General features: G+C 70.1%; 25 protein-coding genes. 5 read left to right on the forward strand and 20 right to left on the reverse strand.

Going from position 1 to position 22274, the window contains the following annotated elements; genetic code table 11:
* Positions 1–15: 15 nt before the first annotated feature.
* The 13 genes from KAK03_RS09365 to tsaE all read right to left on the reverse strand — a co-directional run bounded on the left by KAK03_RS09365 (position 16) and on the right by tsaE (position 11391).
* The gene (locus KAK03_RS09365) at positions 16–561 is read right to left on the reverse strand and encodes a thioredoxin domain-containing protein (protein WP_210861822.1); all 546 of its coding nucleotides are present in this window, start codon (positions 559–561) and stop codon (positions 16–18) included.
* A complete protein-coding gene (locus KAK03_RS09370) occupies positions 558–1400 on the reverse strand; it encodes a quinoprotein dehydrogenase-associated SoxYZ-like carrier (RefSeq protein WP_210853700.1) in 843 nt (280 codons plus the stop codon). The genes KAK03_RS09365 and KAK03_RS09370 overlap by 4 nt, the downstream gene beginning before the upstream one ends.
* Before the next feature lie 13 nt (positions 1401–1413).
* Positions 1414–2403 (reverse strand): MBL fold metallo-hydrolase, encoded by a 990-nt coding sequence (locus KAK03_RS09375; protein WP_210853702.1) that lies wholly within the window; start codon positions 2401–2403, stop codon positions 1414–1416.
* A 10-nt stretch (positions 2404–2413) separates the two neighbouring features.
* On the reverse strand, positions 2414–2956 hold the full coding sequence (locus KAK03_RS09380) for an SRPBCC family protein (RefSeq protein ID WP_210853704.1): 543 nt from the start codon (positions 2954–2956) through the stop codon (positions 2414–2416).
* On the reverse strand, positions 2956–3942 hold the full coding sequence (locus KAK03_RS09385; protein WP_210853706.1) for a YncE family protein: 987 nt from the start codon (positions 3940–3942) through the stop codon (positions 2956–2958). The genes KAK03_RS09380 and KAK03_RS09385 overlap by 1 nt, the downstream gene beginning before the upstream one ends.
* On the reverse strand, positions 3939–4802 hold the full coding sequence (locus tag KAK03_RS09390; RefSeq protein WP_210853708.1) for a quinoprotein dehydrogenase-associated SoxYZ-like carrier: 864 nt from the start codon (positions 4800–4802) through the stop codon (positions 3939–3941). The genes KAK03_RS09385 and KAK03_RS09390 overlap by 4 nt, the downstream gene beginning before the upstream one ends.
* Before the next feature lie 8 nt (positions 4803–4810).
* Positions 4811–5173, reverse strand: coding sequence for a hypothetical protein (locus KAK03_RS09395; protein ID WP_210853710.1), 363 nt, complete (start codon positions 5171–5173; stop codon positions 4811–4813).
* On the reverse strand, positions 5170–5934 hold the full coding sequence (locus tag KAK03_RS09400; protein WP_210853711.1) for a hypothetical protein: 765 nt from the start codon (positions 5932–5934) through the stop codon (positions 5170–5172). The genes KAK03_RS09395 and KAK03_RS09400 overlap by 4 nt, the downstream gene beginning before the upstream one ends.
* 17 nt (positions 5935–5951) lie before the next feature.
* Entirely contained in the window at positions 5952–6809 is an 858-nt protein-coding gene (locus tag KAK03_RS09405) for a substrate-binding domain-containing protein (protein ID WP_210853712.1), read from the reverse strand.
* Positions 6806–7204 carry a c-type cytochrome gene (locus tag KAK03_RS09410; protein WP_210853713.1) on the reverse strand — a complete coding sequence of 133 codons (399 nt, stop codon included), beginning with the start codon at positions 7202–7204 and terminating at the stop codon, positions 6806–6808. Before KAK03_RS09410 ends, KAK03_RS09405 begins: the two co-directional genes overlap by 4 nt.
* A 141-nt stretch (positions 7205–7345) precedes the next feature.
* Positions 7346–9151, reverse strand: coding sequence for a PQQ-dependent ethylene glycol dehydrogenase XoxF (xoxF, locus tag KAK03_RS09415; RefSeq protein ID WP_210853833.1), 1806 nt, complete (start codon positions 9149–9151; stop codon positions 7346–7348).
* A 408-nt stretch (positions 9152–9559) separates the two neighbouring features.
* A complete protein-coding gene (locus KAK03_RS09420; protein WP_210853714.1) occupies positions 9560–10909 on the reverse strand; it encodes an N-acetylmuramoyl-L-alanine amidase in 1350 nt (449 codons plus the stop codon).
* Positions 10906–11391, reverse strand: coding sequence for a tRNA (adenosine(37)-N6)-threonylcarbamoyltransferase complex ATPase subunit type 1 TsaE (tsaE, locus tag KAK03_RS09425; protein WP_210853834.1), 486 nt, complete (start codon positions 11389–11391; stop codon positions 10906–10908). Before tsaE ends, KAK03_RS09420 begins: the two co-directional genes overlap by 4 nt.
* Before the next feature lie 114 nt (positions 11392–11505).
* Between tsaE and queG the strand changes: the two genes are divergently transcribed.
* Complete coding sequence (gene queG / locus KAK03_RS09430; RefSeq protein ID WP_310738541.1) at positions 11506–12513, forward strand: tRNA epoxyqueuosine(34) reductase QueG; 1008 nt, start codon at positions 11506–11508, stop codon at positions 12511–12513.
* On the opposite strand, the gene KAK03_RS09435 is transcribed toward queG, so the two are convergent.
* On the reverse strand, positions 12514–13422 hold the full coding sequence (locus KAK03_RS09435; protein ID WP_210853716.1) for an AEC family transporter: 909 nt from the start codon (positions 13420–13422) through the stop codon (positions 12514–12516).
* A gap of 131 nt (positions 13423–13553) precedes the next feature.
* On the opposite strand from KAK03_RS09435, the gene KAK03_RS09440 reads away from it, so the two are divergent.
* On the forward strand, positions 13554–14531 hold the full coding sequence (locus KAK03_RS09440) for a tripartite tricarboxylate transporter substrate binding protein BugE (protein ID WP_210853717.1): 978 nt from the start codon (positions 13554–13556) through the stop codon (positions 14529–14531).
* Complete coding sequence (gene xerD / locus KAK03_RS09445) at positions 14528–15433, forward strand: site-specific tyrosine recombinase XerD (RefSeq protein ID WP_210853718.1); 906 nt, start codon at positions 14528–14530, stop codon at positions 15431–15433. The genes KAK03_RS09440 and xerD overlap by 4 nt, the downstream gene beginning before the upstream one ends.
* Positions 15434–15527: 94 nt before the next feature.
* Here the strand turns inward: xerD and KAK03_RS09450 are convergent, their stop codons facing one another.
* Positions 15528–16481 carry a porin gene (locus KAK03_RS09450; RefSeq protein ID WP_210853719.1) on the reverse strand — a complete coding sequence of 318 codons (954 nt, stop codon included), beginning with the start codon at positions 16479–16481 and terminating at the stop codon, positions 15528–15530.
* Positions 16482–16697: 216 nt separating this feature from the next.
* Between KAK03_RS09450 and KAK03_RS09455 the strand changes: the two genes are divergently transcribed.
* Positions 16698–17297 carry a MarC family protein gene (locus tag KAK03_RS09455; protein ID WP_210853720.1) on the forward strand — a complete coding sequence of 200 codons (600 nt, stop codon included), beginning with the start codon at positions 16698–16700 and terminating at the stop codon, positions 17295–17297.
* A 46-nt stretch (positions 17298–17343) separates the two neighbouring features.
* Here KAK03_RS09455 and KAK03_RS09460 read toward each other — a convergent pair whose 3' ends face one another.
* From KAK03_RS09460 to KAK03_RS09470, 3 genes are all read right to left on the reverse strand, one after another.
* A complete protein-coding gene (locus tag KAK03_RS09460; RefSeq protein WP_210853721.1) occupies positions 17344–18096 on the reverse strand; it encodes an amino acid ABC transporter permease in 753 nt (250 codons plus the stop codon).
* A 30-nt stretch (positions 18097–18126) separates the two neighbouring features.
* Complete coding sequence (locus KAK03_RS09465; RefSeq protein ID WP_210853722.1) at positions 18127–18999, reverse strand: basic amino acid ABC transporter substrate-binding protein; 873 nt, start codon at positions 18997–18999, stop codon at positions 18127–18129.
* Positions 19000–19102: 103 nt separating this feature from the next.
* Positions 19103–19906 carry a ferritin-like domain-containing protein gene (locus KAK03_RS09470; protein ID WP_210853723.1) on the reverse strand — a complete coding sequence of 268 codons (804 nt, stop codon included), beginning with the start codon at positions 19904–19906 and terminating at the stop codon, positions 19103–19105.
* Between the two features lie 100 nt (positions 19907–20006).
* Here KAK03_RS09470 and hslO point away from each other — a divergent pair, with 100 nt between their 5' ends.
* Positions 20007–20963 carry an Hsp33 family molecular chaperone HslO gene (gene hslO, locus KAK03_RS09475; protein WP_210853724.1) on the forward strand — a complete coding sequence of 319 codons (957 nt, stop codon included), beginning with the start codon at positions 20007–20009 and terminating at the stop codon, positions 20961–20963.
* Here the strand turns inward: hslO and KAK03_RS09480 are convergent, their stop codons facing one another.
* Positions 20964–21656 carry an AAA family ATPase gene (locus KAK03_RS09480; protein WP_210853725.1) on the reverse strand — a complete coding sequence of 231 codons (693 nt, stop codon included), beginning with the start codon at positions 21654–21656 and terminating at the stop codon, positions 20964–20966.
* Complete coding sequence (gene pnuC, locus KAK03_RS09485) at positions 21643–22269, reverse strand: nicotinamide riboside transporter PnuC (RefSeq protein ID WP_210853835.1); 627 nt, start codon at positions 22267–22269, stop codon at positions 21643–21645. The genes KAK03_RS09480 and pnuC overlap by 14 nt, the downstream gene beginning before the upstream one ends.
* Positions 22270–22274: the final 5 nt, after the last annotated feature.

Genomic DNA, 22274 nt, shown 5'->3' on the forward strand with positions numbered 1-22274 from the left:
CGCCAGAGCGCCGGCTCACTCCTCCAGTCGCAGGATCTCGAGCTGCTCGGGCACGGTTTCGAACGTGCCGGCGCCGGCGGGCATCTGCATCAGCGGCTTGCCATCGGCCGACAGCACCCACACGCAGGGGTAGACCAGCAGGCGCGCGCGCTGGTCGCCGATGGCGCGCTGGAAGTCGGCGTACAGGCCCTGGTGGGCGTCGGTGCGCAGCTGCAGGCGCTTGGCGTCCACCTCGAGTCTGGCGGTCATCGTGGCCACCATCCAGCGCTCGTTGAAGTGCGGCACCAGGGCCTTGGCGTTGGCGGCCAGGAAGGCCTCGTAGCGGTGGCAGTAGTGGCAGTCGGTGGCGGTCAGGACGAGGTAGATGTCCTTCTTCAGCTGGCGCGCGCGGGCCTGGGCGGGGCGCAGGTCGAACAGCCAGGGGCCGCCGTCGCCCTGGGGCTTGTCGGGCTCGATGACCATCGGCGCATAGGCCGCCGGGATGGCGGCGCGCGCGGGGGCGGTCCAGGGCAGGGCGCCCAGGCAGGCGGCCTGCAGCCAGTGGCGGCGCCGCGGGTTCACGCAATGGCTCCGGTGGCCAGATCCAGTGCGCCGCGAAAGCGCTGCTCCTTGCTGTCCTCGACCTCGGCTTCCAGGCGGCCGCCGCCGTCGGCGCGCGGCTGGAACAGGAAGCGCCAGCTGGGGTTCTCGCTGATGGAGAAGTCGCAGTCCAGGTCGAACAGCAACCGGCCGTCGTAGCGCGCGCGGATGCTGCGCACGAAGTGCGGCGGGATGTACATCACCGTGACCTGGTTGAGCTCGAAGCCGGTGTCGTTGGGATGGATCACCGTGACCTCGCCCGGCGTGGCCTGGCCCGCGGGTTTCAGGCCCTCGGGCAGCTTGAAGCGGGTCTGGCCGATCAGCTGCGGCGCATCGCGGTTGGGCGGTGCGCTGCAGCCGCCCGACACCTTCACGTAGCGCGAGGACAGGTGCAGCGAGCCGTCGTCCAGCTCGGCGATGACGCGCATGTGGCCGTACTCGTCCACGCGCAGCCGGGTCTCGAACTCGGCGCGGACGATGGCCGGGCCGATGTTGAGCGTGGCGGCCACCGGCGACGGGTTCTTGTCGACCAGCAGCGTGTAGCGGCGCACGGCGCGACCAGGTACCTGGTCGCCCAGGCGGGGCACGATCTTCACCGGCACCGAGGCACCGTAGGCCGCGCGCAACGGCACCACCAGCTGCACCGCGCTGTCGGCCCCGGTGGCGATCGGGCGGTCGCCGAAGAGCTTGGCGCGCAGGCGGTCCCACTCGGGCGAGCCGCCGTCGTGGTCGATCACGGCAGGCAGGCCGCCCGGCGCGGCGGTGGCCGCCAGCGGCAGGCCGGCCAGGGCCAGCAGGGCGTGTCGTCGGGCGATGCTCATCAGGGCTCCTCGGTCAGCGCAGCAGCAGCGCGCGCTCCTGGCGCAGGAAGACGATCGACGCGTTGCGCCGGTGGATGGTGTCGGCCTGGTCCCAGTCAGCGAACTCGGGCAGCGTGGCCGCCTCGGCCACGTCCGACAGCGGCGTGCCCTGTGCCAACAGCACGGCGATGCGCTCGTCGAGCTGGTCCAGGTAGCGGCGGGTCTGGGCCACCAGGTCCGGCGCGGCCAGCGGGCCGTGGCCGGGCACGATGCGGGCCAGCGGCAGCGCCTGCAGCGCGGCCAGCGCGGCGCGCCAGCCCTCGGGGCGGGCGTCCTGCACGTCGGGGATGGTGTGTGCGTCCATCAGGCCGCCCGCGAACAGCGTGCCACTGGATTCGTCCAGCACCGCCAGGTCGCCTGGACCGCTGCTGTGGGCCTCCGGGCCGTGCACCAGCAGGCGCAGGCGCCGACCGATCAGCCCGGCCAGTTCGGTCTCGGCGGCGGGCAGGTCGGCCAGCAGGCGGTCCGGTCGGGCCACGCGGCTGCCGGCCATTTCATCCTCACCCAGCACACGCTTGAGGGTCTTGAGGCAGTTGTCGCAGCGCGCCGCCATCAGACGGGCGGCGGCCGGGTGCATCCACACCGGCACGCCGTGGTGCTGGAAACTGGTGGCGCCAAAGACGAACTCCTGGCGCACATGGGTCAGCAGCAGCGCGCGCACCGGCAGCGCCGTGATGCGGCGCAGGCTGGCCAGCAGGGCCTCGCCGTGGCGCGCTGACACGCCGCTGTCGATGACCACCACACCCGTGGGCCCGACGATGAAGCCGGCATTGCCGATACGGCCCCGGTTGGCCGGGTCGACCTCGCCGCCGGTCCCGGGCACCATGTACACGCCAGGGGCCACCTCCAGGGCCTGACCAAGCGTGGCCACCGGCGCAGCCGCGCAGGCGGCCAGCGGCGGCAGGCAGGACCAGGCCGCCCACTGCAGCAGGCGGCGGCGCTGGCGGCGAACCGGGTGGGGCATGCGACAGGGCCTACTTGCCCTCGACCAGGGACTTCAGGTTGGCCAGGCCGCTCTGGTAGACGCCGGTGACGGCGCGCACCGCGGCTTCGTCGTTCTGGTCCGGGGGCGGGTTGTTGTTGGGATAGCCGCGGTAGAAGGCGCCACGCCACTCCACGGTGGCCTTGCCCCCGTCTTCGGTGACGCGCAAGGTGGACGTGTAGTTGGTCACCGGCAGCGCGCCGCCGTCCTTGGCGCGGTAGGTGTACTTCATGCCGGCATCGTCCCAGGCTTCCAGGGTCTCGGTCAGCGCGCCGCCCCCCTTGAGCGTGAGCTGGCGGACCGAGCCGACCTCGTTGCCCTTGTCCGCCGGGCTGGATGCGACCGCCGGGTGCCAGGCCTGCAGCGCGGCGAAGTCCTTGATCCGGGCCCAGACGGTGGCCGCGGGGGCGTTGATGGTGATGGTCTCGGTCACCTTCTGGCGCGTCGGGCCGTGCGCGGTGGCGGCGCCGGACACGGCGGCCAGGGCCAGGCCGAGCAGCCACAGGCGGCGTGTCGGCGGGAGGGAGCGGGTCATCAGGGGGTCTCCTTGCGGGCGAGGGAAAGATCAGGTGGGGTGGCGATGAAGGCGCCAAAGCCGCGCGGGTTGCGGCCCAGCGGCACGCGGCTGATCAGCTGGCCGCTGGCGGCATCGAGCAGGCTGAGGTCGTCGTCCATCCAGTTGACGACCAGCACCTGCGCGCCGTGGGCGGCAATGCCTTCGGGGTAGCCAAAGCCGCGCAGCGTGGCCAGCGGGGTCAGGCGGTCGGCGTCGAAGACGCTGACGGTGTCGTCGTGCTGGTTGGTCACGTACAGGCGCCGGCCACTGTCGGCCAGCGCCGCGCCGTAGGGTGCCTTGCCCACCTTCAGCGTGGCCATCACCTGGCGGCTGCGGGTGTCGATGACGCTGACGTCGTCGCTCAGCACGTTCAGCGCGTACAGACGCTGGCGCGGTGTATCCAGCAGCAGCGCAAACGGGTGCTGGCCCACCGGCACCCGGGCGATCACCTCGGCGCGGGCCACGTCGACCAGGGCCACGCGGTTGTCGTCGCGCTCGGCCACCCAGGCCTGGGCGCCGTCGGGCAGGGCCGCCACGCCGGCCGGGGCGCGGCCCAGCGGCACGTCGGCGATCAGGCGGCGCGCGGGCAGGTCGAAGACCTTCAGGCGCTGGCGGTACCAGTCGGCGGCAAAGACGCGGCCGCCGTCGGCGCTGGCATCCACGCCCACCACGCCCTGGCCCACCGTCAGGCGGGCGAGTTCGCGCGGGGGCTGCATGGCCAGCACGGTGAGGGCGTCGTCGTCGGCGTTGCTGACCACCACCTCACCGCGTGCCGGCACCGCCACCACGCCGGCCGGCGAGCGGCCCACCGGCACCGTGGCCACCACCCGGCGGGTGGCGAGGTCGACCACCGACACATCATGGCTGCCCTGGTTGGTGATCCAGGCCAGCGGCGCCGCGGTGGCTGCCGCGGCAAGGGCCAGGCCGGCAGCGGCCAGCGCCCGGGCGGCCAGCAGCGGTGTCATGCGCCGCCCGTCAGCGTGGACAGCGCGGCCTCGGCGGTGAATCGGCGGGCGCGCGTGTCGGTGACCTCGGCGCGCAGCGGCGCGTCACCCTGCGGCACGAAGCGCAGGCGCAGGCTGGGGTTCTCGCTGAGGGCGAAGTCCAGGTCGGCGTTCAGCAGCAGCCGATCGCCCTGCCACAGGCGCAGTGAGCGGATGTACTCGGCCGGCGTGAACTGGCGCGTGTACTGGTCCATCGCCAGGCCCGAGTGGTTGGGGTGCAGCACCTGCCACTGCAGCGTCCAGGGCTGGCCGGCGGGCGGGCGCGGGCCCTCGGCACGGAACAGCATGCGGCCCAGCGAGGCGCGCTGAGCGGCCTCGTCGCCGCCCGGCGGTGCCGAGCAGCCGCCACTGGCCTTGACGTAGCGCAGCGCCATCAGGCGCCGGCCATCGGCGCGCTCGGCCACGGCACGCACGAAGCTGTATTCGTCCACCCGCACGCGGGTTTCCAGGTCGGGCAGGGCGCCGCCCTCGGGCAGCTCGAAGATGGCGGCCAGCGGCGACGGGTTCTGGTCGATGATCAGCGACAGGCGTCGGATGGCGGCAGCGCCCGCCGAGGGCACCGTGCGCCGGGTGGCCAGCGGTACGAAGGCCGGATCACCGGCACGCTTGGGCGCTGACAGGCTGAGTTCCTCGGGCGAGGCGAGCGCCGGCGTGCGGTCGTCGAAGTACTGCGCGCGCAGCTTGCGCCAGATCGGCGAATCGTCGGGGTTGCTGTCCTCGGCCGGCGGCGCGGCCCAGGCGGCCCAGGGCAGCGCGACCAGGCCCGACCAGCCCAGCATGCTGCGGCGTCGCGGGTGAAGGGGAGGCGGGCGGCTGGACATGGCGGCGTTCAGCGGATCACGAAGCAGGCCTTCTTGACCTCGGTCTGCAGCTTGCGGTAGCGGCGCACGCCGGTCTGCACGCCTTCGTTCTCGCGCAGGTAGGCGCCACGCTCACCGCCGATGGTGGTGGCGTTGGCCTCGGTGGACAGGGTCTCGTACTCGTCGAAGCTGATCTGATCGGCCAGCTTGTCCAGCGCGCAGGCGCACTTGTTGACCATCTCGAAGTGCGGGCCGGGGTGGTCGCGCATGCATTCGTGCACATAGAGCACGCGGGCCACCGTGGGGAAATCGTTGCCCGCGTGGGCGGGCAGTGCACCCAGCAGTGCCGCACCGGCGGCGGCGGTCGTGGTCAGCAGGCGAAGCAGCGTCATTGGACGGTCCTGACGGCGATGGGCGTGAACGGCTGCAGGGCCGGCACCGAGGCGCCGGCCAGGGTGAGCTGGTCGTCGGTCAGCGGCGTGGAGTCGGGCTTGGGCCCGGGCGTCAGCGTCTGCAGCGACAGCACCTGGCCGGGCACCGACTCGGACAGCACGAAGCGGTAGCTGCGCTGCACATACAGCGGGAAGCGGGCCTCGTTGGGATCGTTGACGTAGGGGGTGAGGATGATCTCGCGCGCCGCCACCGGCTTGCCCTGGTAGGTGGCCTGCACGTCGCGCAGCGTGCCCGCCTCGTAGAGGGCCATGCGGATGCGCTTGCGGAAGTAGTTGGCCGACCCCTTGGTGATCTTGTTCATCTGGCGGATGTCGCGCTCCAGGAAGTACAGCAGCACCGGGTTGCCCACCGGGCTCTGTACCTCGGGCAGCTGCAGCTTGCGCGCACCGCTGAGGAATTCACCCTTGGCCGAGCAGCAACTGCCGTCCTGGCGCTTGGCCAGCATCACCTTGGCGTCGTCCTCGAAGGGCTCATCGCCCTCGCCCTTGTGCACGTAGCGGTAGCTCAGCGTGGTGCCGGCCTTCAGGCCCTTGAGCTGCTCGGACATCAGCAGCAGGCGCTCGGAGGGCGAATAGTCCTTCTTGCCTTCGGCCGGCGCGGGGCCGGACGCTTCGGGGGCCGCCGGCACCTGGGCCTGGGCGGTGGGCAGTGCCAGCAGACTGGCCAGGGCCAGTGTGGCGAGCGTGTCACGGAGGGGCATCGGGGGGGAATCAGGGCTCAGCGGGAAGGGGCGGGCGCGTCCTCGAGCAGCGGCACGTTGTACGACTGCAGGATGGCGCGGATGTCCGGGCGACGGGCGTCGATCAGGGCCTCGATCTGGTCCTTCCAGGCCTTCTCGCCGTAGCGCACGCCCATCGCCATCTGGTAATCGAACCGCACACCGGGCTCGGAGGCCATCGGGATCACCACCAGTTGTGGCTGCTTGACCCGCTGGGCGAAGAAGCCCGCCAGCGGACCCCAGACGATGGCCGCGTCGATGCGGCCCTGGGCCAGCTCGTCCTCGATGATCTGGCCGGGGTAGCGGGCCGGGTCGGCGTCAAGCATCTTGTAGGGCACGCCCTGGTCGGTCAGGTCGTGGCGCGCCAGCCAGTCGGAGGCGGGCGAGCGGTCGAACACGCCGATGCGCAGCTTGCCCAGGCGGTCCTTGCCCAGCGCCAGGAAGTCGGCGGTGGACTTCACGCCATCCAGGCCCTTGCCCAGCGGGATCACCAGCGCATAGGTCGAGCGGTAGTAGGGCTTGGTCACCGAGACCTGGTCGAAACCGACCGGCACGCCCATCATCAGGTCGCAGCGGTAGTCCTCGCCCGGCAGCTTGAAGCGCAGCGTGTTGCGCACGAAGGCCATGCGCTGCGGGAACTCGTAGTACTGCACCGGCAGGCCCAGGGCCTTGCCGAAAAGCTCGGCCAGCTTGTTCTCGATGCCCTCGCCCGCGGTGTTGGAGAACGGCAGATTGTTCGGGTCCTGGCAGACCTTCAGCGCCTTGCGCGGCGCGTCGTCCTGGGCCGATGCGGTGGGCGGCAGCACCGCGGCCAGCGCGGTCACCACCAGCGCGGCCACGCTGCGCAGACAGCTCATTTGATCTCTTCCACCTTGGCGCGCGTGATGGCGCCGTCGGAGCGGCCCTTCAGGTAGGCGTAGAGGTGGTCGATGTTCTCCATCACCGTCGGGTTGGTGCCGAAGCTCTGCATGCCCTTGTCGAGGCGCCCGTTGGTGACGGTCTTGACGAATTCTTCTTTGCTCAGGGTCTTCAGGCTGTTGACCAGCGACGGGCCGACCATGCCTTCCTGGTTGGCGCCATGGCAGCGGTCGCAGGCCGCGGCACGCCAGGTGCGGAAGCCCTTCATGGTGTTGGCGTCCACCTTGTAGCCTTCCTGCACGGTGTAGAGCGGCTTGTCCTGGGCTTGGGCACCGACGGCACCAAAGGCGAGGACGAGGGGCAGGGCCAGGGCGGCGAGTTGCTTCACTTGCATGGTCTCCAGGTCGTGGTGATGTCTTGCCGGATGGACGATCCGGCCAGGGAATGGGGAAAGGAGAAGGGGCCAGCGTTGTTCACCTGTCAACGCTGGCCCCGGTCAGTCAGGCCAAGGGGTTTACCCTTGGCCGTTCGTCGCTCAGTTGGGCAGCGCGAAGACCGTCAGCGAGCCACCGAGTTCGGTGTACTGGCTCAGTTCACGGTAGCCACCGACAGCACCCAGGCCATCCTGGTCCTTCTCGAGGCCCGCGGCCATGCCGATGCCGGCCCAGCCACCAATGCCCGAGAACACGCCGATGTACTGCTTGCCCTTGTGCTCATAGGAGAACACGTTGCCGATGATGCCCGACGGCGTCTTGAACTTGAAGAGCTCCTTGTTGATGTCCTTCTTGTCCACGCACTTCAGGTAACCCTCGAGCGTGCCGTAGCAGCTGATACCACCCGCGGTGTTGAGCGCGCCGGACCAGACCGAGAACTTCTCGGGCTTGGACTGCACGATCTTGCCGTTGCCGGCATCCCAGGTGATGTAGTTGCCCATGCCGCCATGGCTGCCCGGCGCCGGGAACATCGACAGCGTCGCACCGACGTACGGCTGACCCGCGGTGTACTCGACCTTGAACGGCTCGTAGTCCATGCAGACGTGGTTCGTCGGCACGTAGAACAGGCCGGTCTCGGGGTCGAAGGCCGCAGGCTGCTGGTCCTTGGAACCCAGCGCCGCCGGGCAGATGCCCTTGGTGTTGACGTCAGGACCGTTCTGGGCGGTGGAGTACTGCTTCACCACCTGCGGACGACCGGTCTTCATGTCGACGTGCGTGGCCCAGTTCACCTTCGGGTCGTACTTCTCGGCAACCAGCAGGGCGCCGTTGGTGCGGTCCAGGGTGTAGGCGAAGCCGTTGCGGTCGAAGTGCACCAGCGCCTTGGTCTGCTTGCCCTTCACAGGGATGTCAGCCAGGATCATCTCGTTGATGCCGTCGAAGTCCCACTCGTCGAACGGGGTCATCTGGTAGACCCAGTTGACCTTGCCGGTGTCGACATCACGCGACCAGATGGACATCGACCACTTGTTGTCGCCAGGACGCTGCGACGGGTTCCAGGTCGACGGGTTGCCAGTGCCGTAGAACACGGCGTTCAGGCCCTTGTCGTAGCTGTACCAGCCCCAGGTGGTGCCGCCGCCGATCTTCCACTGATCGCCTTGCCAGGTCTTCAGCGAGGAGTTCGGGCCGACCGGCTTGACGGCGCCGTCCATCCAGGTGGTGGTCTTGTTCGGGTCGATCAGCATCTCGGCGTCGGGGCCGGTGGAGTAGCCCTTCCAGACCTGCTTGCCGGAGTTGATGTCGTAGGCGGCCAGGTAGCCGCGCACGCCCCACTCACCGCCCGAGATGCCGGTGATGACCTTGTCCTTGAAGACGTGCGGGGCGTTGGTGTTGACCGCGCCCAGCTTCGGGTCGCCGTTCTTGACGTCCCAGACCTTCTTGCCGGTCTTGGCGTCCAGGGCCACCAGCATCGAGTCGGCCTGCTGCAGGAAGACCTTGCCTTCGGCATAGGCCAGACCGCGGTTGACGGTGTCGCAGCACATCTGCGGGATCACCGCCGGGTCCTGCTTGGGCTCGTACTTCCACTTGATCTTCTGCGTGTCGAGATCGATCGCGAAGACCTTGTTGGGGAAGGGCGAGTGCAGGTACATCGTGCCGTCGACGACCAGGGGCGAACCTTCGTGGCCGCGCAGCACGCCGGTCGAGAAGGTCCAGGCGACCTGCATCTTGCCGACGTTGCCCTTGTTGATCTGGTTGAGCTTGCTGTAACGCTGGTTGTACATGTCACCAGCTTGCATCGCCCAGTTCTTGGGGTTGGCCGTGTTCTTCTCGACGTCGGCGTTGGCCATGGCGAGCGCCGGCAGCGCCAGCAGCGCCAGGGCGACGCGTTGACTGAGCTGCCGGGTCTTCATCCCGTGGAATCGCATGTGTGTCTCCTCGCTCGTGGGGTGGCTAGACAGATGGACGTCGGCCCCACCCGGAACCGACGCAACCGCTACGGATAGCAGGTGGCTTTCCGCAACTAGCGTGCCTGTCCCCTGAAGCCTGGGCAGCCGGTGCAGGCGTCATGCCTGCTGAACGGTGGCTGGCCCCGGAGGCGCTACAGAGGGAAAACTTCCCTGCCGGCCGCACTCATCGGCCCGAGCGCAGGGGCTGTTGATCAGGGAAAGTCCGCAGGCGCCGAGGGGCCTGCTGAACGCGTTTCGAGCGTGCTGCATCGCAGCATCCGACAAGCCCCCAGGATGGGGGACACAGATATGACGCACTGTGTGCCAGCCGCCCGGCGGACGTCTGGTGACACTGCCCTGAGGACGTGTCACTCAGGTGCTGCGTTGGCGTGACAGCGCTGGATTGCGGGCGAAGTAACGGCGGATGCCGCTGTACAGCGCCTCGACCAGGCGGGCCTGGTAGTCGGGGTCGCGCAGGCGGGATTCCTCCTGCGGGTTGGAGATGAAGGCGGTCTCGACCAGGATGGACGGGATGTCGGGTGCCTTGAGCACCGCGAAGCCGGCCTGCTCGACCTGGCGCTTGTGCAGGCGGCCGACACCGCCGATGCGCGACAGCACCTCCTGGCCCACCTTCAGGCTGTCCTTGATCTGGGCCGCCGTGCTCATGTCGAGCAGGGTGCGCAGCACCTGGGTGTCCTTGGCGGCGATGTTGACGCCGCCCACCAGGTCGGCGTCGTTCTCCTTGTTGGCCATCCAGCGCGCCGCGGCGCTGGTGGCGCCGCCCTGGCTGAGGGCGAACACGCTGGCGCCGCGCGCTTCGGGGGTGAAGAAGGCGTCGGCGTGGATCGAGACGAAGAGGTCTGCCTGCACCCGGCGGGCCTTGCTGACCCGTTCGTAGAGCGGCACGAAGAAGTCGTCGTCGCGGGTCAGCATGGCCCGCATGCTGGGGTGGGCATTGATGCGGTCGCGCAGCTGCAGAGCGATCTGCAGCACCACGTCCTTTTCCTTGAGCCCGCTGGGGCCGATGGCGCCCGGGTCCTCGCCGCCGTGGCCGGGGTCGATGGCGACGATCGTCAGCCGGTTGATGCGTTCGCGCTGGGCCGCGCTGACCTCGGGCGGCGGCGTGGTCTGGCGCGGGCGGGCGGGCGCCGGGCTGCTGGCGGCCGGCGCCTGGGCCACGACAGGCCCGCCGGGCAGCGGGCGCTCGAGCTGGCCGATGAACTCGCCCAGCGCGTCCTGGATGGCCTGGCCGGCGGCCCGCTCGGCCTGGTCGCGCTCCAGGATCATCGCGGCCAGCGGGTCGGCCGCCTGGGTGGGGTAGAGGTCGAACACCAGTCGGTGCTGGTAGGCCGCCACCGGCGGCAGCGCGAACTGCTGCGGCTTGACGGCCTGCTTCAGGTCGATCACCAGGCGCACCACGCGCGGCTGGTTCTGGCCGACGCGCACGCCGGCGATGAAGGGATCGTCCGGGCGCACCTTGCCCACGAGCTCGCGCAGGGCCGGGCTGAGCTCGAGGTTCTCGATGTCGACCACCAGGCGCTGCGGGCCATCGGTGAGGAAGTGCGCCGCCTGCAGGGCCTTGTCGGATTCGATGGTCAGACGCGTGTAGTCGCTGGCCGGCCAGACCCGCACCGCGACGATGCTGGCGCCGAAGGCCAGCTCGGCCGGGCCGAGCGCCAGCACCAGCGTGCCCAGGGTGGACAGGGCCTGGCGGCGCTTCATGCGCGGGCTCCCGCGGCGAGCAAGGCCTGGCCGATGACGCTGCCGGCCTGGGCGGTGACCCGGCGGCTGTCGTCGTCCTGCGGCTCGATGGCCAGGCGCAGGTCGGGCGGCGGCAGCATCGCGCGGGCCTTGTCGGCCCATTCGCTGAGCTTCAGGCCGGGGGCCGCGAACAGCTCGCGAAAGCCGGCGTCTTCCCACTCGCGCGGGTCGCTGAAACGGTAGAAGTCGAAGTGGGAGATCGCCAGGTCGCCGACCTCATAGGGTTCGACCACGGTGTAGGTGGGGCTCTTGATGCGGCCGCTGACACCCAGCGCGCGCAGCAGGTGCCGCACGAAGGTGGTCTTGCCGGCGCCCAGCGGGCCGTCGAGTTCGATGCCGGCGCGGCGCAGCGCGGGCTCGGCAGCCAGCGCAGCGGCGAAGCGTTCACAGGCCGCTTCGTCGGGCCAGGAGAAGGTGCGGCTTTCTAGAATCGGCGGATGGATCAAGACGGGCGTCAGCGACAGGGGCAGGTGGAGCCAAGGGCCCAGGCACTGGCGCAGCAGGTGGCGCAGGCGCTGCCGACGTGGGCCGCTGAGCTTGGATTTTCCCAGATCGGCGTGGCAGATGTGGATTTGCAGGCCGCCGAGCCGGGTCTGCAGGCCTGGCTGTCGGCTGGTTGCCACGGCGACATGGGCTACATGGCCCGCCATGGCCTGCTGCGCGCCCGGCCGGCCGAACTGGTGCCGGGCACGCTGCGGGTGATCACCGCCCGGATGGACTACCTGCCACGCAGCACGTCCGCCACCTGGTGCCCCGACGAACAGGCCCGGTTGGATCGCCCGGGCGAGGTGGTGGTGTCGCTGTACGCACGCGGTCGGGATTACCACAAGGTGCTGCGCCAGCGCCTGCAGCAGCTGGCCAGGCGCATCGAGGCCCTGGCAGGGCCCTTCGGCCACCGCGTCTTCACCGACTCGGCGCCGGTGCTGGAGGTGGAACTGGCCAGCCGCAGCGGCCTGGGCTGGCGTGGCAAGCACACGCTGGCCTTGTCGCGTCAGGGCGGCTCGATGTCCTTCCTGGGCGAGCTCTTCGTGGACCTGCCGCTGCCGCTGACCCCGCCCGACAGCGCGCACTGCGGGGAATGCAGCGCCTGCCTGGCGGCCTGCCCGACCGGGGCGATCGTGGCGCCGTACCGGCTGGACGCGCGGCGCTGCATCTCCTACCTGACGATCGAGCACGCCGGCCCGATCGACGAGCCGCTGCGGCCGCTGATCGGCAACCGGCTGTACGGCTGCGACGACTGCCAGCTGGCCTGTCCCTGGAACAAGTACGCCCAGGTGTCCTCGCTGCCGGATTTCGATGCCCGAGCCCCCTGGACCGCCCCGGCGCTGCTGCCGCTGTGGGCCTGGGACGAAGCGGCCTTCCTGCACCACACCGAGGGCAGCCCGATCCGCCGCATCGGCTGGGCGCGCTGGCGGCGCAACCTGGCGGTGGTCAGCGGCAATGCGCTGGCCGGCGGCCTGCCGCCCGCCGACGCGGCGGCGCTGCGGGCCGCCCTGACCGCTGCGCGGACCGCCGCCGACCCGCTGGTCGCCGAGCACATCGCCTGGGCGCTGGCGCGCGCCTGATCAGCCCGGCTGCGCCCAGCCCAGCGCGGCCAGCGCCAACGGCAGCCCGAGCATCGCGATCAGCGTGGACAGGCTGACCAGGCCGGCGACGAAGCCGCCATGACCGCCCATGCGGGTGGCCAGCACGTAGGCGCTGGAGGCCGTGGGCAAGGCGGCAAAAGCCACCACCACACTCTGTTGCGCCGGCGGCAGGCCGGCGGTCACCACCAGCGTGATCGCCCACAGCGGCAGCACCAGGTGGCGGATTCCCAGCAGGGCCGCGGCCAGGCGCGGGGCGTCCCGCAGGGCGCCCATCTGCAGGCCCGCGCCCACCGCCATCAGGCCCAGCGGCAGCGCGGCACTGCCCACCCGGGTCAGGGTGATGTTCAGGGCGTCGGGCAGGCGCAGGCCGGCCAGGTTGCACAGCAGACCCGCCACCGTGCCGATGATCAGCGGGTTGCGGGCCAGCTCGCGCCCGAAATGCTGCCCCGAGCGCCGCGCCAGCGGCCACACCGCCGCCACGTTGCACACCGGCACGCACAGCGCAATCAGCAGCGCGATCCAGGCGACGGCCTGCACGCCGCCCAGGCGCTCGGCCATGGCCAGCCCGACATAGGAATTGAAGCGGAACGCGGTTTGCGCGCCTGAGGCGTGGGTCAACGCGTCCACGCCCTGCAGGTGACCCAGTGCATAGGCCAGCGCGATGCCCAGGCCGACCACCGCCAGGCCGCAGCCGGCGAAGCTGAGCATTTCGCCGGCCTGCAGCGGCTGGCGCAGGATGGCCACGAACAGCAGCACCGGAAACAGCAGCCAGTAGACCAGGCGCTCCACGCCGTCCCAGACCGGCCGGTCCAGGGCGGTGTGGCGGCAGACGAGGTAGCCCGCAACGATCAGCAGGAAATCGGGCAGCAGCAGCAGGACCTGGGACATTCCCCGAGTGTGCCAGCGCCCGCCGTACGCAGTTTCCACAGCCCGGCCAGGGCCGGATGCGCTTCATCATGGCCCGGCGCTGCCTGGCGCGGTCACAATCAGTCATTGCCCCTTCTTGCGGAGACCTCCCGATGCGTTCACGCCCCCGTCTCGTCGTCCTGGCCGCGCTGATCGGCCTGCCGCTGTGGAGCCCGTCGCTGTGGGCCCAGTCCTACCCGTCCAAGCCGGTGAAGCTGGTGGTGCCGTTCGCCCCGGGTGGCACGACCGACATCGTTGCCCGCGTCGTTGCCGAAAAGATCTCGCCGGCCCTGGGCCAGACCCTGGTGGTGGAGAACAAGGCCGGTGGCGGCGGCTCGGTGGGTGCCAACGAAACCTCCAAGGCCGCGCCCGATGGCTATTCACTGGGCATGGCCACGGTGTCGACCACCGCGGCCAACCCGGCGATCAACGCCAAGATCCCGTACAACCCGCTGACCGACTTCACGCCGATCATCAACATCGCCGCCACGCCCAACGTGATCGCGGTGCATCCCTCGTTCCCGGCCAAGGACTACAAGACCTTCCTCGAGGTGGTGCGCAAGAACCCCGGCAAGTACAGCTTCGCGTCCTCGGGCACCGGTGGCATCGGGCACCTGCAGATGGAGCTCTACAAGAGCCTGGCCGGCGTGTTCATCACCCACATCCCCTACCGTGGTGCGGGTCCGGCGCTGAACGACACGGTGGCCGGCCAGGTGCCGATCATCTTCGACAACCTGCCCTCGGCGCTGCCCTTCATCAAGGACGGCCGGCTGGTGCCGATCGTCGTGGCCGCACCGCAGCGCCTGGCGGTGCTGCCCAATGTGCCCACCTTCAAGGAAGTCGGCCTGGAGCCGGTCAACCGCATGGCCTACTACGGCATCTACGGCCCCAAGGGTCTGCCCAAGGAGGTGGTGGACAAGGTGCATGACGCGGTCAAGCGCACGGCCGAGCTGCCCGAGGTGAAGAAGCGGATCGAGGACACCGGCTCGCTGCTGGTGCTGAACACCCCGGACCAGTTCCGCGAGCAGATCCGCGCCGAGTTCGAGGTCTACAAGCAGGTGGTGGTGCGTCAGAAGCTCACGCTGGAGTGAGTGCGCCCAGCGGCGGCGAGGCCGCCGTGATCCGCCGCTTCAGCGACGCGCTGTGGCTGGAGGACGGCCTCTCGGCCAACACCCTGGCCGCCTACCGCCGCGACCTGGCCGCGCTGTCCGAGTGGCTGGTCGCGCAGCGCCAGACCGGCCTGCTGACGGCCGCTGAATCCGACTTGCGTGCCTACGCCGCCGCGCGTCATGCGGGCACGCGGGCGACCACCGCCAACCGGCGGCTGTCCACCTTTCGTCGTTTCTACCGCTGGGCGCTGCGCGAGCGGCTGCTGAGCGCCGATCCAACGCTTCGCCTGGACGCCGCCCGCCAGCCGATGCGAGTGCCACACACCCTGAGCGAGGCCCAGGTCGAGGCGCTGCTGAACGCCCCCGACACCGACACCCCGCTGGGTCAGCGCGACCGCTGCATGCTGGAGCTGATGTACGCCAGCGGCCTGCGCGTCAGCGAGCTGGTCGGGCTGCAGAGCCTGCACGTCGGACTGGCCGAGGGCGTGCTGCGGGTCACCGGCAAGGGCAGCAAGGAACGCCTGGTGCCCTTTGGCGAGCAGGCGCAGCAGTGGATCGAGCGCTACTTGGTCGAGGGGCGCTGCCAGCTGCTGGGCGCACGCGCCTCACCCGCCCTGTTCGTCACGGTGCGCGGCGGGCCGATGACACGGCAGATGTTCTGGCGCCTGGTCAAGCGCTACGCGCTGCGCGCCGGGATCACCGCGCCGCTGTCGCCCCACACGCTGCGCCATGCGTTCGCGACACACCTGCTCAACCATGGGGCCGACCTGCGCGTGGTGCAGCTGCTGCTGGGGCATGCCGACATCTCGACGACGACGATCTACACCCATGTGGCGCGCGAGCGGCTCAAGCAGCTGCATGCGCGGCACCACCCGCGGGCCTGACATCGGCGCGGCGGCCAAGCGGCCATGAAAAAGGCCACCCGAAGGTGGCCTGCTTGATGCACAGGGGCACCCCGTGCGGGGTGCCGCGCCGTGATCAGAAGTTGTGGCGGACGCCCAGAGCCAGCGAGCTGACGTCGGCGCCAGCGGCACCCGACACGTAAGCAGCGGCGGTCTCGTTGTTGACCTTGGTGTAGAAGCCGTAGACCTTGGTGCGCTTGCTCAGGTTGTAGTTCACGCCCAGGGTGACTTGGGTGGCGTCGGTGTTGGCCACGCCGCCGATTTCACCGGCCTTGCCGTAGTTCAGGTGCAGCTCGGTGGCACCCATCGTGTACATGCCCGACAGACGCCAGGAGGTACGGTCAGCGCCAGCCACACCAGCGATGTCGTTGTTGCGGATGTAGTACGCGCCAACGGTGACGGCACCGATGTCGTAGGCGCCACGGACGCCCAGTTCACGGTGATCGCCGTCCTTCTCGTAGGAAGCGCCCAGGTGCAGCGGGCCACCTTCGTAGTTGCCGGTCAGCACCACGGTGCGGCCCAGGTCGCCAATACGCTTCTCGGCGACTTGCGCGTCGATGGTCAGACCACCCAGCGCCGGCGAGGTGTAGGCAATCATGTTGCTGCCACGGCCGGGGTACAGGTAGAACGCATCCGACGAGATGCCGGTGTCGTGGTTGTGGTTGCTGATGTAGTCAGCGGTGGTGAAGTAGGCCATCGTCGGGCCCATGTTGCCCAGACGCAGCTTACCGAAGCTGCCAGCCAGCCACACGTTGCTCTCACGGCCCCAGAAGGTGCCGGCAGCGGTGCCGGTGGCGGGGTTGAAGCCGTGCTCGATCAGGAAACCGGCCTTCAGGCCGCCACCCAGGTCCTCGACGCCCTTGAAGCCGATGCGCGACGAGTTGTTGAACACGCCCTTGTCGGTGTCGGCGCCGATCTTGCGGCTTTCGACGGTGACGTTCAGGCGGCCATAGACGGTGACCGAGCTCTGAGCGAAGGCGGGCGCCACGGTGGCGGCGGCCAGGGCGGTCAGGATGAGAGTCTTCTTCATAAGTACCTTGTACGGAAGAGAGTTGAAAACCACGCCGGTGCGGGTCACGCCGGGCGGCGCAGGCGCTCTGAAGGCGTCGTGGCCTGATTTTAAGGGGGCGGAACCGGGGGACGTGCACTGCCACCCCCACCGGCCCCCCCGAGGAGCCCCAGACCGTGGCGCCGGCGCAACTGATGACGGGAATCCCGGGCGCGGCCGGCTGGGCACAATGGCGCCATGGACCATACCTTCGCCTCGGCCCTGGTGCTGCTGCTGCTCGTGCTCGACCCTTTCGGCAGCCTGCCGATCTTCATTTCCGTGATGCGGGGCGTGGCGCCCGAACGCCGGCGCGTGGTGGCGCTGCGCGAGGCCGGCATCGCCTTTGGCGTGCTGCTGGCCTTCATGGTGTCGGGTCAGGGCTTTCTGAGCCTGATGCACCTGTCCGAGCGCTCGCTGGAGGTGGCGGGCGGCGTGATCCTGCTGATCATCGCGATGCGGATGATCTTCGCATCAGGGGGGGAGATCTACGCCACCGACGGGGCCCGTGAGCCGATGATCTTCCCGTTGGCGGTACCGCTGCTGGCGGGCCCCTCGGCGATGGCCACGGTGCTGCTGCTGGCCTCGCGCCAGCCCGAGAAGCTGTGGTCCTGGGTGGGCGCGCTGACGCTGGCGATGGTGGTCAGCACGGTGGTGCTGATGTCGGCCGAGCGCATCCGCAAGCTGATCGGCACACCGATGGTCTCAGCGCTGGAGAAGCTGATGGGCCTGGTGCTGACGGCGATTGCCACCGAGATGGTGCTGGCTGGGCTCAAGCGCTACTTCTTCGACAGCCCCTGAAACAGCACAGGCCGCCCGGGGGCGGCCTGTGCGCGGCGGTGGCGGCTCAGCGCCCGCGCAAATGGGCCGGCGCTTCCAGACGCTTGGCCAGCGTGGACAGCACCAGCGTCAGCACCAGGTACATCGCCGAGATCGCCAGGTAGGGCTCCCAGTAGCGCGAATACGCGCCCGCCACCGTGCGTGCCGCCAGGGCCAGTTCGGCCAGACCGATCGCCGAGACCAGCGACGAGTCCTTGATCAGCGTGACGCCTTCATTGACCAACGCCGGCACCATGCGGCGGAAGGCCTGGGGCAGGATCACGAAGCGCATCGCCTGGCCATGGGTCAGGCCCAGGCTCCAGGCGGCCTGGGTCTGGCCGCGGTGGATGCTCTCGATGCCGGCACGGAAAATCTCGGAGATGTAGGCGCCGGCGTTCAGCGACAGCGCCACCGCGCCCGAGAAGAAGGCGCCGTACTCCTGGCGGAACTCGCGGGCGGTGTCGCCCGACAGCAGCAGGCCGCCATCCGGGTGCACCAGTGCGGGCATCACCGCGAAGTGCACCAGCAGGATCTGCACGAACAGTGGCGTGCCACGGAAGAAAGTGACATAGGCCAGCGTGACGCCGCGCAGCGCCCGCAGACCCCAGTCGACGGCCAGCGACTTGGGGCGGGGCGCGTCGCGCGAGCTGCTGACCAGCCCGAACAGCGCGCCCAGCACCAGGCCGACGGCAATCGCCACCACGGTGATCTTCACCGTGGTGACCAGACCGTCCATGAACAGCGGCCAGTAGCCGCTGAGGATTCCCCAGCGCAAGTCCATGGACGGCGTCTCCGGCGTGCGACCTGTCGATCAGTTCGACGCGGCGGGGGCCGGAGCGGCCGGAGCGGCAGCCGGCGGCTCGGTGCCGAAGGTCTTCTTGTAGATCGCCGCGTAGGTGCCGTCGGCCTTCACCGCAGCCAGGCCCTTGTTGACCATGGCCAGCAGTTCGGCATTGCCCTTCTTGACGGCGATGCCGTACTGCTCAGGCGCGAAGGACTTGGTGTCGGCCACGGTCTTGAACTTGGCGCCCGGGTTGTTGGCCACGTAGTGGATGACCACGCCGTTGTCGGCGACCACGGCGTCAACGCCACCAGCCTCCAGCTCCTTCAGGGCCAGCGGGGTGGACTCGAAGCGCTTGGTGGTGCTGGCGGTCTTGCCCTGCAGCTTGGTCACCACCTCGTCACCGGTGGTGCCAGTCTGCACGCCGACCTTGGCCTTCTTCAGGTCGTCGAACTTGGCGACTTTGGAGCTCTCCTTCACGGCGATCAGCTGGATCGCGTCGAAGTAGGGGTCGGAGAAGTCCATCGTCTGCTTGCGCTCGTCGGTGATGGTGATCGAGGAGATCAGCAGGTCGCGGTCGCCCTGGCCCAGCGCGTTGAAGATGCCTTCCCAGGGGGTGTTCTGGAACTTGACCTGGAAGCCGCCCTTTTCAGCGACGGCGGTCAGCAGGTCGACCGAGAAGCCGACGATCTCGCCCTTCTCGTTCTGGTACTCGAAGGGGGCGTAGGCGGCATCGGTGCCCACCACGTACACCTTGGGCGCCGGAGCGGCGGCGGACGCGGGAGCGGCGGCCGATGCGGCCGGGGCCGGCGGCGCTTCCTGCTTGCCGCAGGCGGCCAGCACCAGCGTGGCCAGCAGGGTGCCGGCAGCCTTCAGGAAGCGACGGGTGTCGTGTTGGGCCATGAGATCCTCGTTTGCCGTGTGTCCGGCGTAGCGGTGAAACGATCAGTTTACGGCGCAATCCACCGAATGGAATGCGGTTTCTCCCGCGGAGCTGTCGCAAGGCTCATGCCCGGCTGTCGGCCTCCAGACGCACCAGTTCGGCGTCGCTGAAGCCGGCGCGGCGGCGCGCCTCCAGGTTCAGCGGTGCACGCAGGCGCGGGGCCTGGTAGCGCTGCGCCAGTTCGGGGTAGAGCGTCAGCGCGTCCAGCCCGCGTTGCTGGCACAGCCACAGGTACCAGTGGTTGCCGATCGCGACATGGCCCACCTCGTCGCGCAGGATGATGTCCAGGATGGCCACCGCGGCCTGGTCGCCGGCCTTGGCCAGCCGCGCCTGGATGGGCGGCGTGGCGTCCAGGCCGCGCGCCTCCAGGGTGCGCGGCACCAGGGCCATGCGGGCGACGATGTCATCGGCGGTGGCGGCGGTCATGCGCCACAGGCCGTCGTGGGCGTCGAAGTCGCCGTAGGCGTGGCCCAGCGTGGCCAGGTGATCGCGCAGCAGCCGGAAGTGCAGCGCCTCCTCGGCCGCCACCTGGAGCCAGTCGCGGTAGAAGTCGGGCGGCATGCCGGCGAAGCGCCACACCGCGTCCAGGGCCAGGTTGATGGCGTTGAACTCGATGTGGCAGATCGCGTGCAGCAGCGCCGCCCGACCGGCCACGGTGTGGACCGAGCGCTGCGCCACCTGGGTGGCGGTCACCAGCCGCGGCCGCTGCGGACGGCCGGGCAGGGTGGCGTCATCGGCGCTCATCGTCGCCTGCGGGTCGGCGGCAGCACCTTGCAGCACCGCCTGGTACAGGGCGGTGACCGCGACACACTTGGCCTCGGGATCGGTCAGTTGCAAGACCCTCAGTGCTTCGGCGCGGACATCCATCCGTAGAATTATCCCCATCGCGCCCCTGGAAATCCGCCCCGGGCGCCCCACCTGAGCATCCGGCCGCCGCTGCCCCTTTTCGCAGCCGGCGGCCTTTTCCATGAGCGAACTCCACAAATTCATCTTCGAAGGCCTGCCGGTGCGCGGCATGCTGGTGCGACTGACCGACAGCTGGCGCGAGGTGCTGGCCCGCCGCCAGGAGGCCGGTGCCTTCCCGCCCGAGGTGCGCACGCTGCTGGGCGAGATGGCCGCCGCGGCCACGCTGATGCAGGCCAACATCAAGTTCAACGGCGCGCTGATCCTGCAGGTCCTGGGCGACGGTCCGGTCAAGCTGGCCGTGGCCGAGGCCAACAGCGAACTGGGTTTTCGCGCCACCGCCAAGGTGGTGGGCGAGGTGCCCGCGGGCGCGCAGCTCGAGGCGATGCTCAATGTGCACGGCCAGGGCCGCTGCGCGATCACGCTGGACGCCAAGGACCGCCTGCCCGGGCAGCAGCCCTACCAGGGCGTGGTGCCGCTGCATGGTGACCAGCGCGAGCCGCTGCAGCAACTCTCGCAGGTGCTGGAGCACTACATGCTGCAGTCCGAGCAGCTCGACACCCGTCTGGTGCTGGCCGCCAATGACGAGATCGCCGCCGGCCTGCTGATCCAGCGCCTGCCGGTGGAAGGCGAGGGCAACCTGGGGGGCCGGCGCAACGAAGACGAGATCGGCCTGTCCGAGGCCTTCAACCGCATCGCCCACCTCAGCGCCACGCTGACCGCCGAGGAGCTGCTGACGCTGGAGGCCGACACCATCCTGCGCCGGCTGTTCTGGGAAGAGACGGTGCGCCGCTTCGAGCCGCTGGCGCCGCGTTTTGCCTGCAGCTGCTCACCCGAGCGGGTGCGCGGCATGCTCAGCTCGCTGGGCCGCGAAGAAGCCGACTCGATCATCGCCGAGCGCGGCGAGATCGAGGTGGGCTGCGACTTCTGCGGCCGCCACTACCGCTTCGATGCGGTGGATGTGGGCGAGCTGTTCACGCCGGGCGCCCACCCGGGCGACGAGGGCGCGACCCGCCACTGATCAACGTGGCGCCAGCTGGCGCAGCGCGTGCTCGCAGGCTGGATCGTCGCAGTGCTCGCAGCGCCAGGCGCGGCCGGCGGGGCCGGCGTCGCGCTCGTCGAGGCGGCTGAACAGGCCGCGCCCCGGCGTGCGGCGCGCGCGCAGCAGCGGTGCCACCGCATCGACCGCCGATTCCAGCCGTTCGCGTCCGCTGCCGCGCACCACCGCGAAGGGCAGGCCAGCACCCACCAGCAGCCGACGCAGCCGGGCATCCACGGGCGCGCGCACCTGCGGGCCGTCGCGCTGCAGGCCGTCGGCCTGCCAGGGCAGGTCGAGTGCGGTCAGCAGCGTCAGCGCACAGTGTGTCTGCCAGGCCTGGGCCGGTGCGTCCAGCGTGTCGTCGCCAAACACCTGGTGGTGGTAGACCGCAGTCATCAGCGGTGTGGTGTCGGCCACCACCACCGCGTGGTTGGAACAGGCCTCGGCCAGACGGCGCGCCTGCTCGGCGGCGATGCCGTCCTGCTCGTGCTGGCGCGGCGTGCGGCCCTCGCGGTCGCACCATTCGCGCAGCACCTCGGCCACATGGGTGCAGGCCAGGCCGGTGTCGTCCACCAGGCGCTGCGCCAGTGCGGCGGCCAGCGTGCTCTTGCCGGTGCTCTCGGCGCCGACGATGGCCAGCAGCACCGCGCCGCGCGGCGGTTCAGGCCAGCGCATCGCGGCGCTCCAGCTGCAGCCAGGCGCGCCAGCCGGCCAGCGCCATCAGGGCGAACAAGGCGTACAGCGCGGTGGTCAGCCACAGCGCCTTGCTGGCGAACAGCAGCACGCTGACCCCGTTCACCGCCACCCACACCGGCCAGTTCTCAAGGGCCTTGCGCCCCAGCAGCAGCGTGCCGGTGATGCTGCCCACGGTGGGCAGCGCGTCCAGCCAGGGCGTGGTGCTGTCGGTGGCCACGATCAACAGGCCCGCCAGCGCCGGCCAGGCCAGCAGCGTGGCGCCAGCCACGCGCCAGCGCTGGCGGACACCGAGCCGGTGCACGCGCAGGGCCGCGCCGTCCTGGCCGGTGCCGCGCAGCCAGCACCACCAGCCCCAGGCAGCCATGCCGACGAAGAACAGCTGCAGCGCGGCCTCGCCATAGAGCTTCGAGCTGGCGAACAGCAGCGCATAGAGCAAGGAGCTGGCCATGGCCAGCGGCCAGGCCGCCGGGTGCACCCGCATGTTCAGCCACACCATGGCCAGCGCCAGCAGGGTGCCCAGCAGCTCGGCGCGGCTGACCGGTGAGCCGGCCAGCGTGAACACCGGTGCCATCAGCGGCGCGGCGGCCTGCATCAGGT

The organism is Ideonella alba, assembly GCF_018069845.1.
In the GTDB taxonomy this organism is placed as follows: domain Bacteria; phylum Pseudomonadota; class Gammaproteobacteria; order Burkholderiales; family Burkholderiaceae_C; genus Ideonella; species Ideonella alba.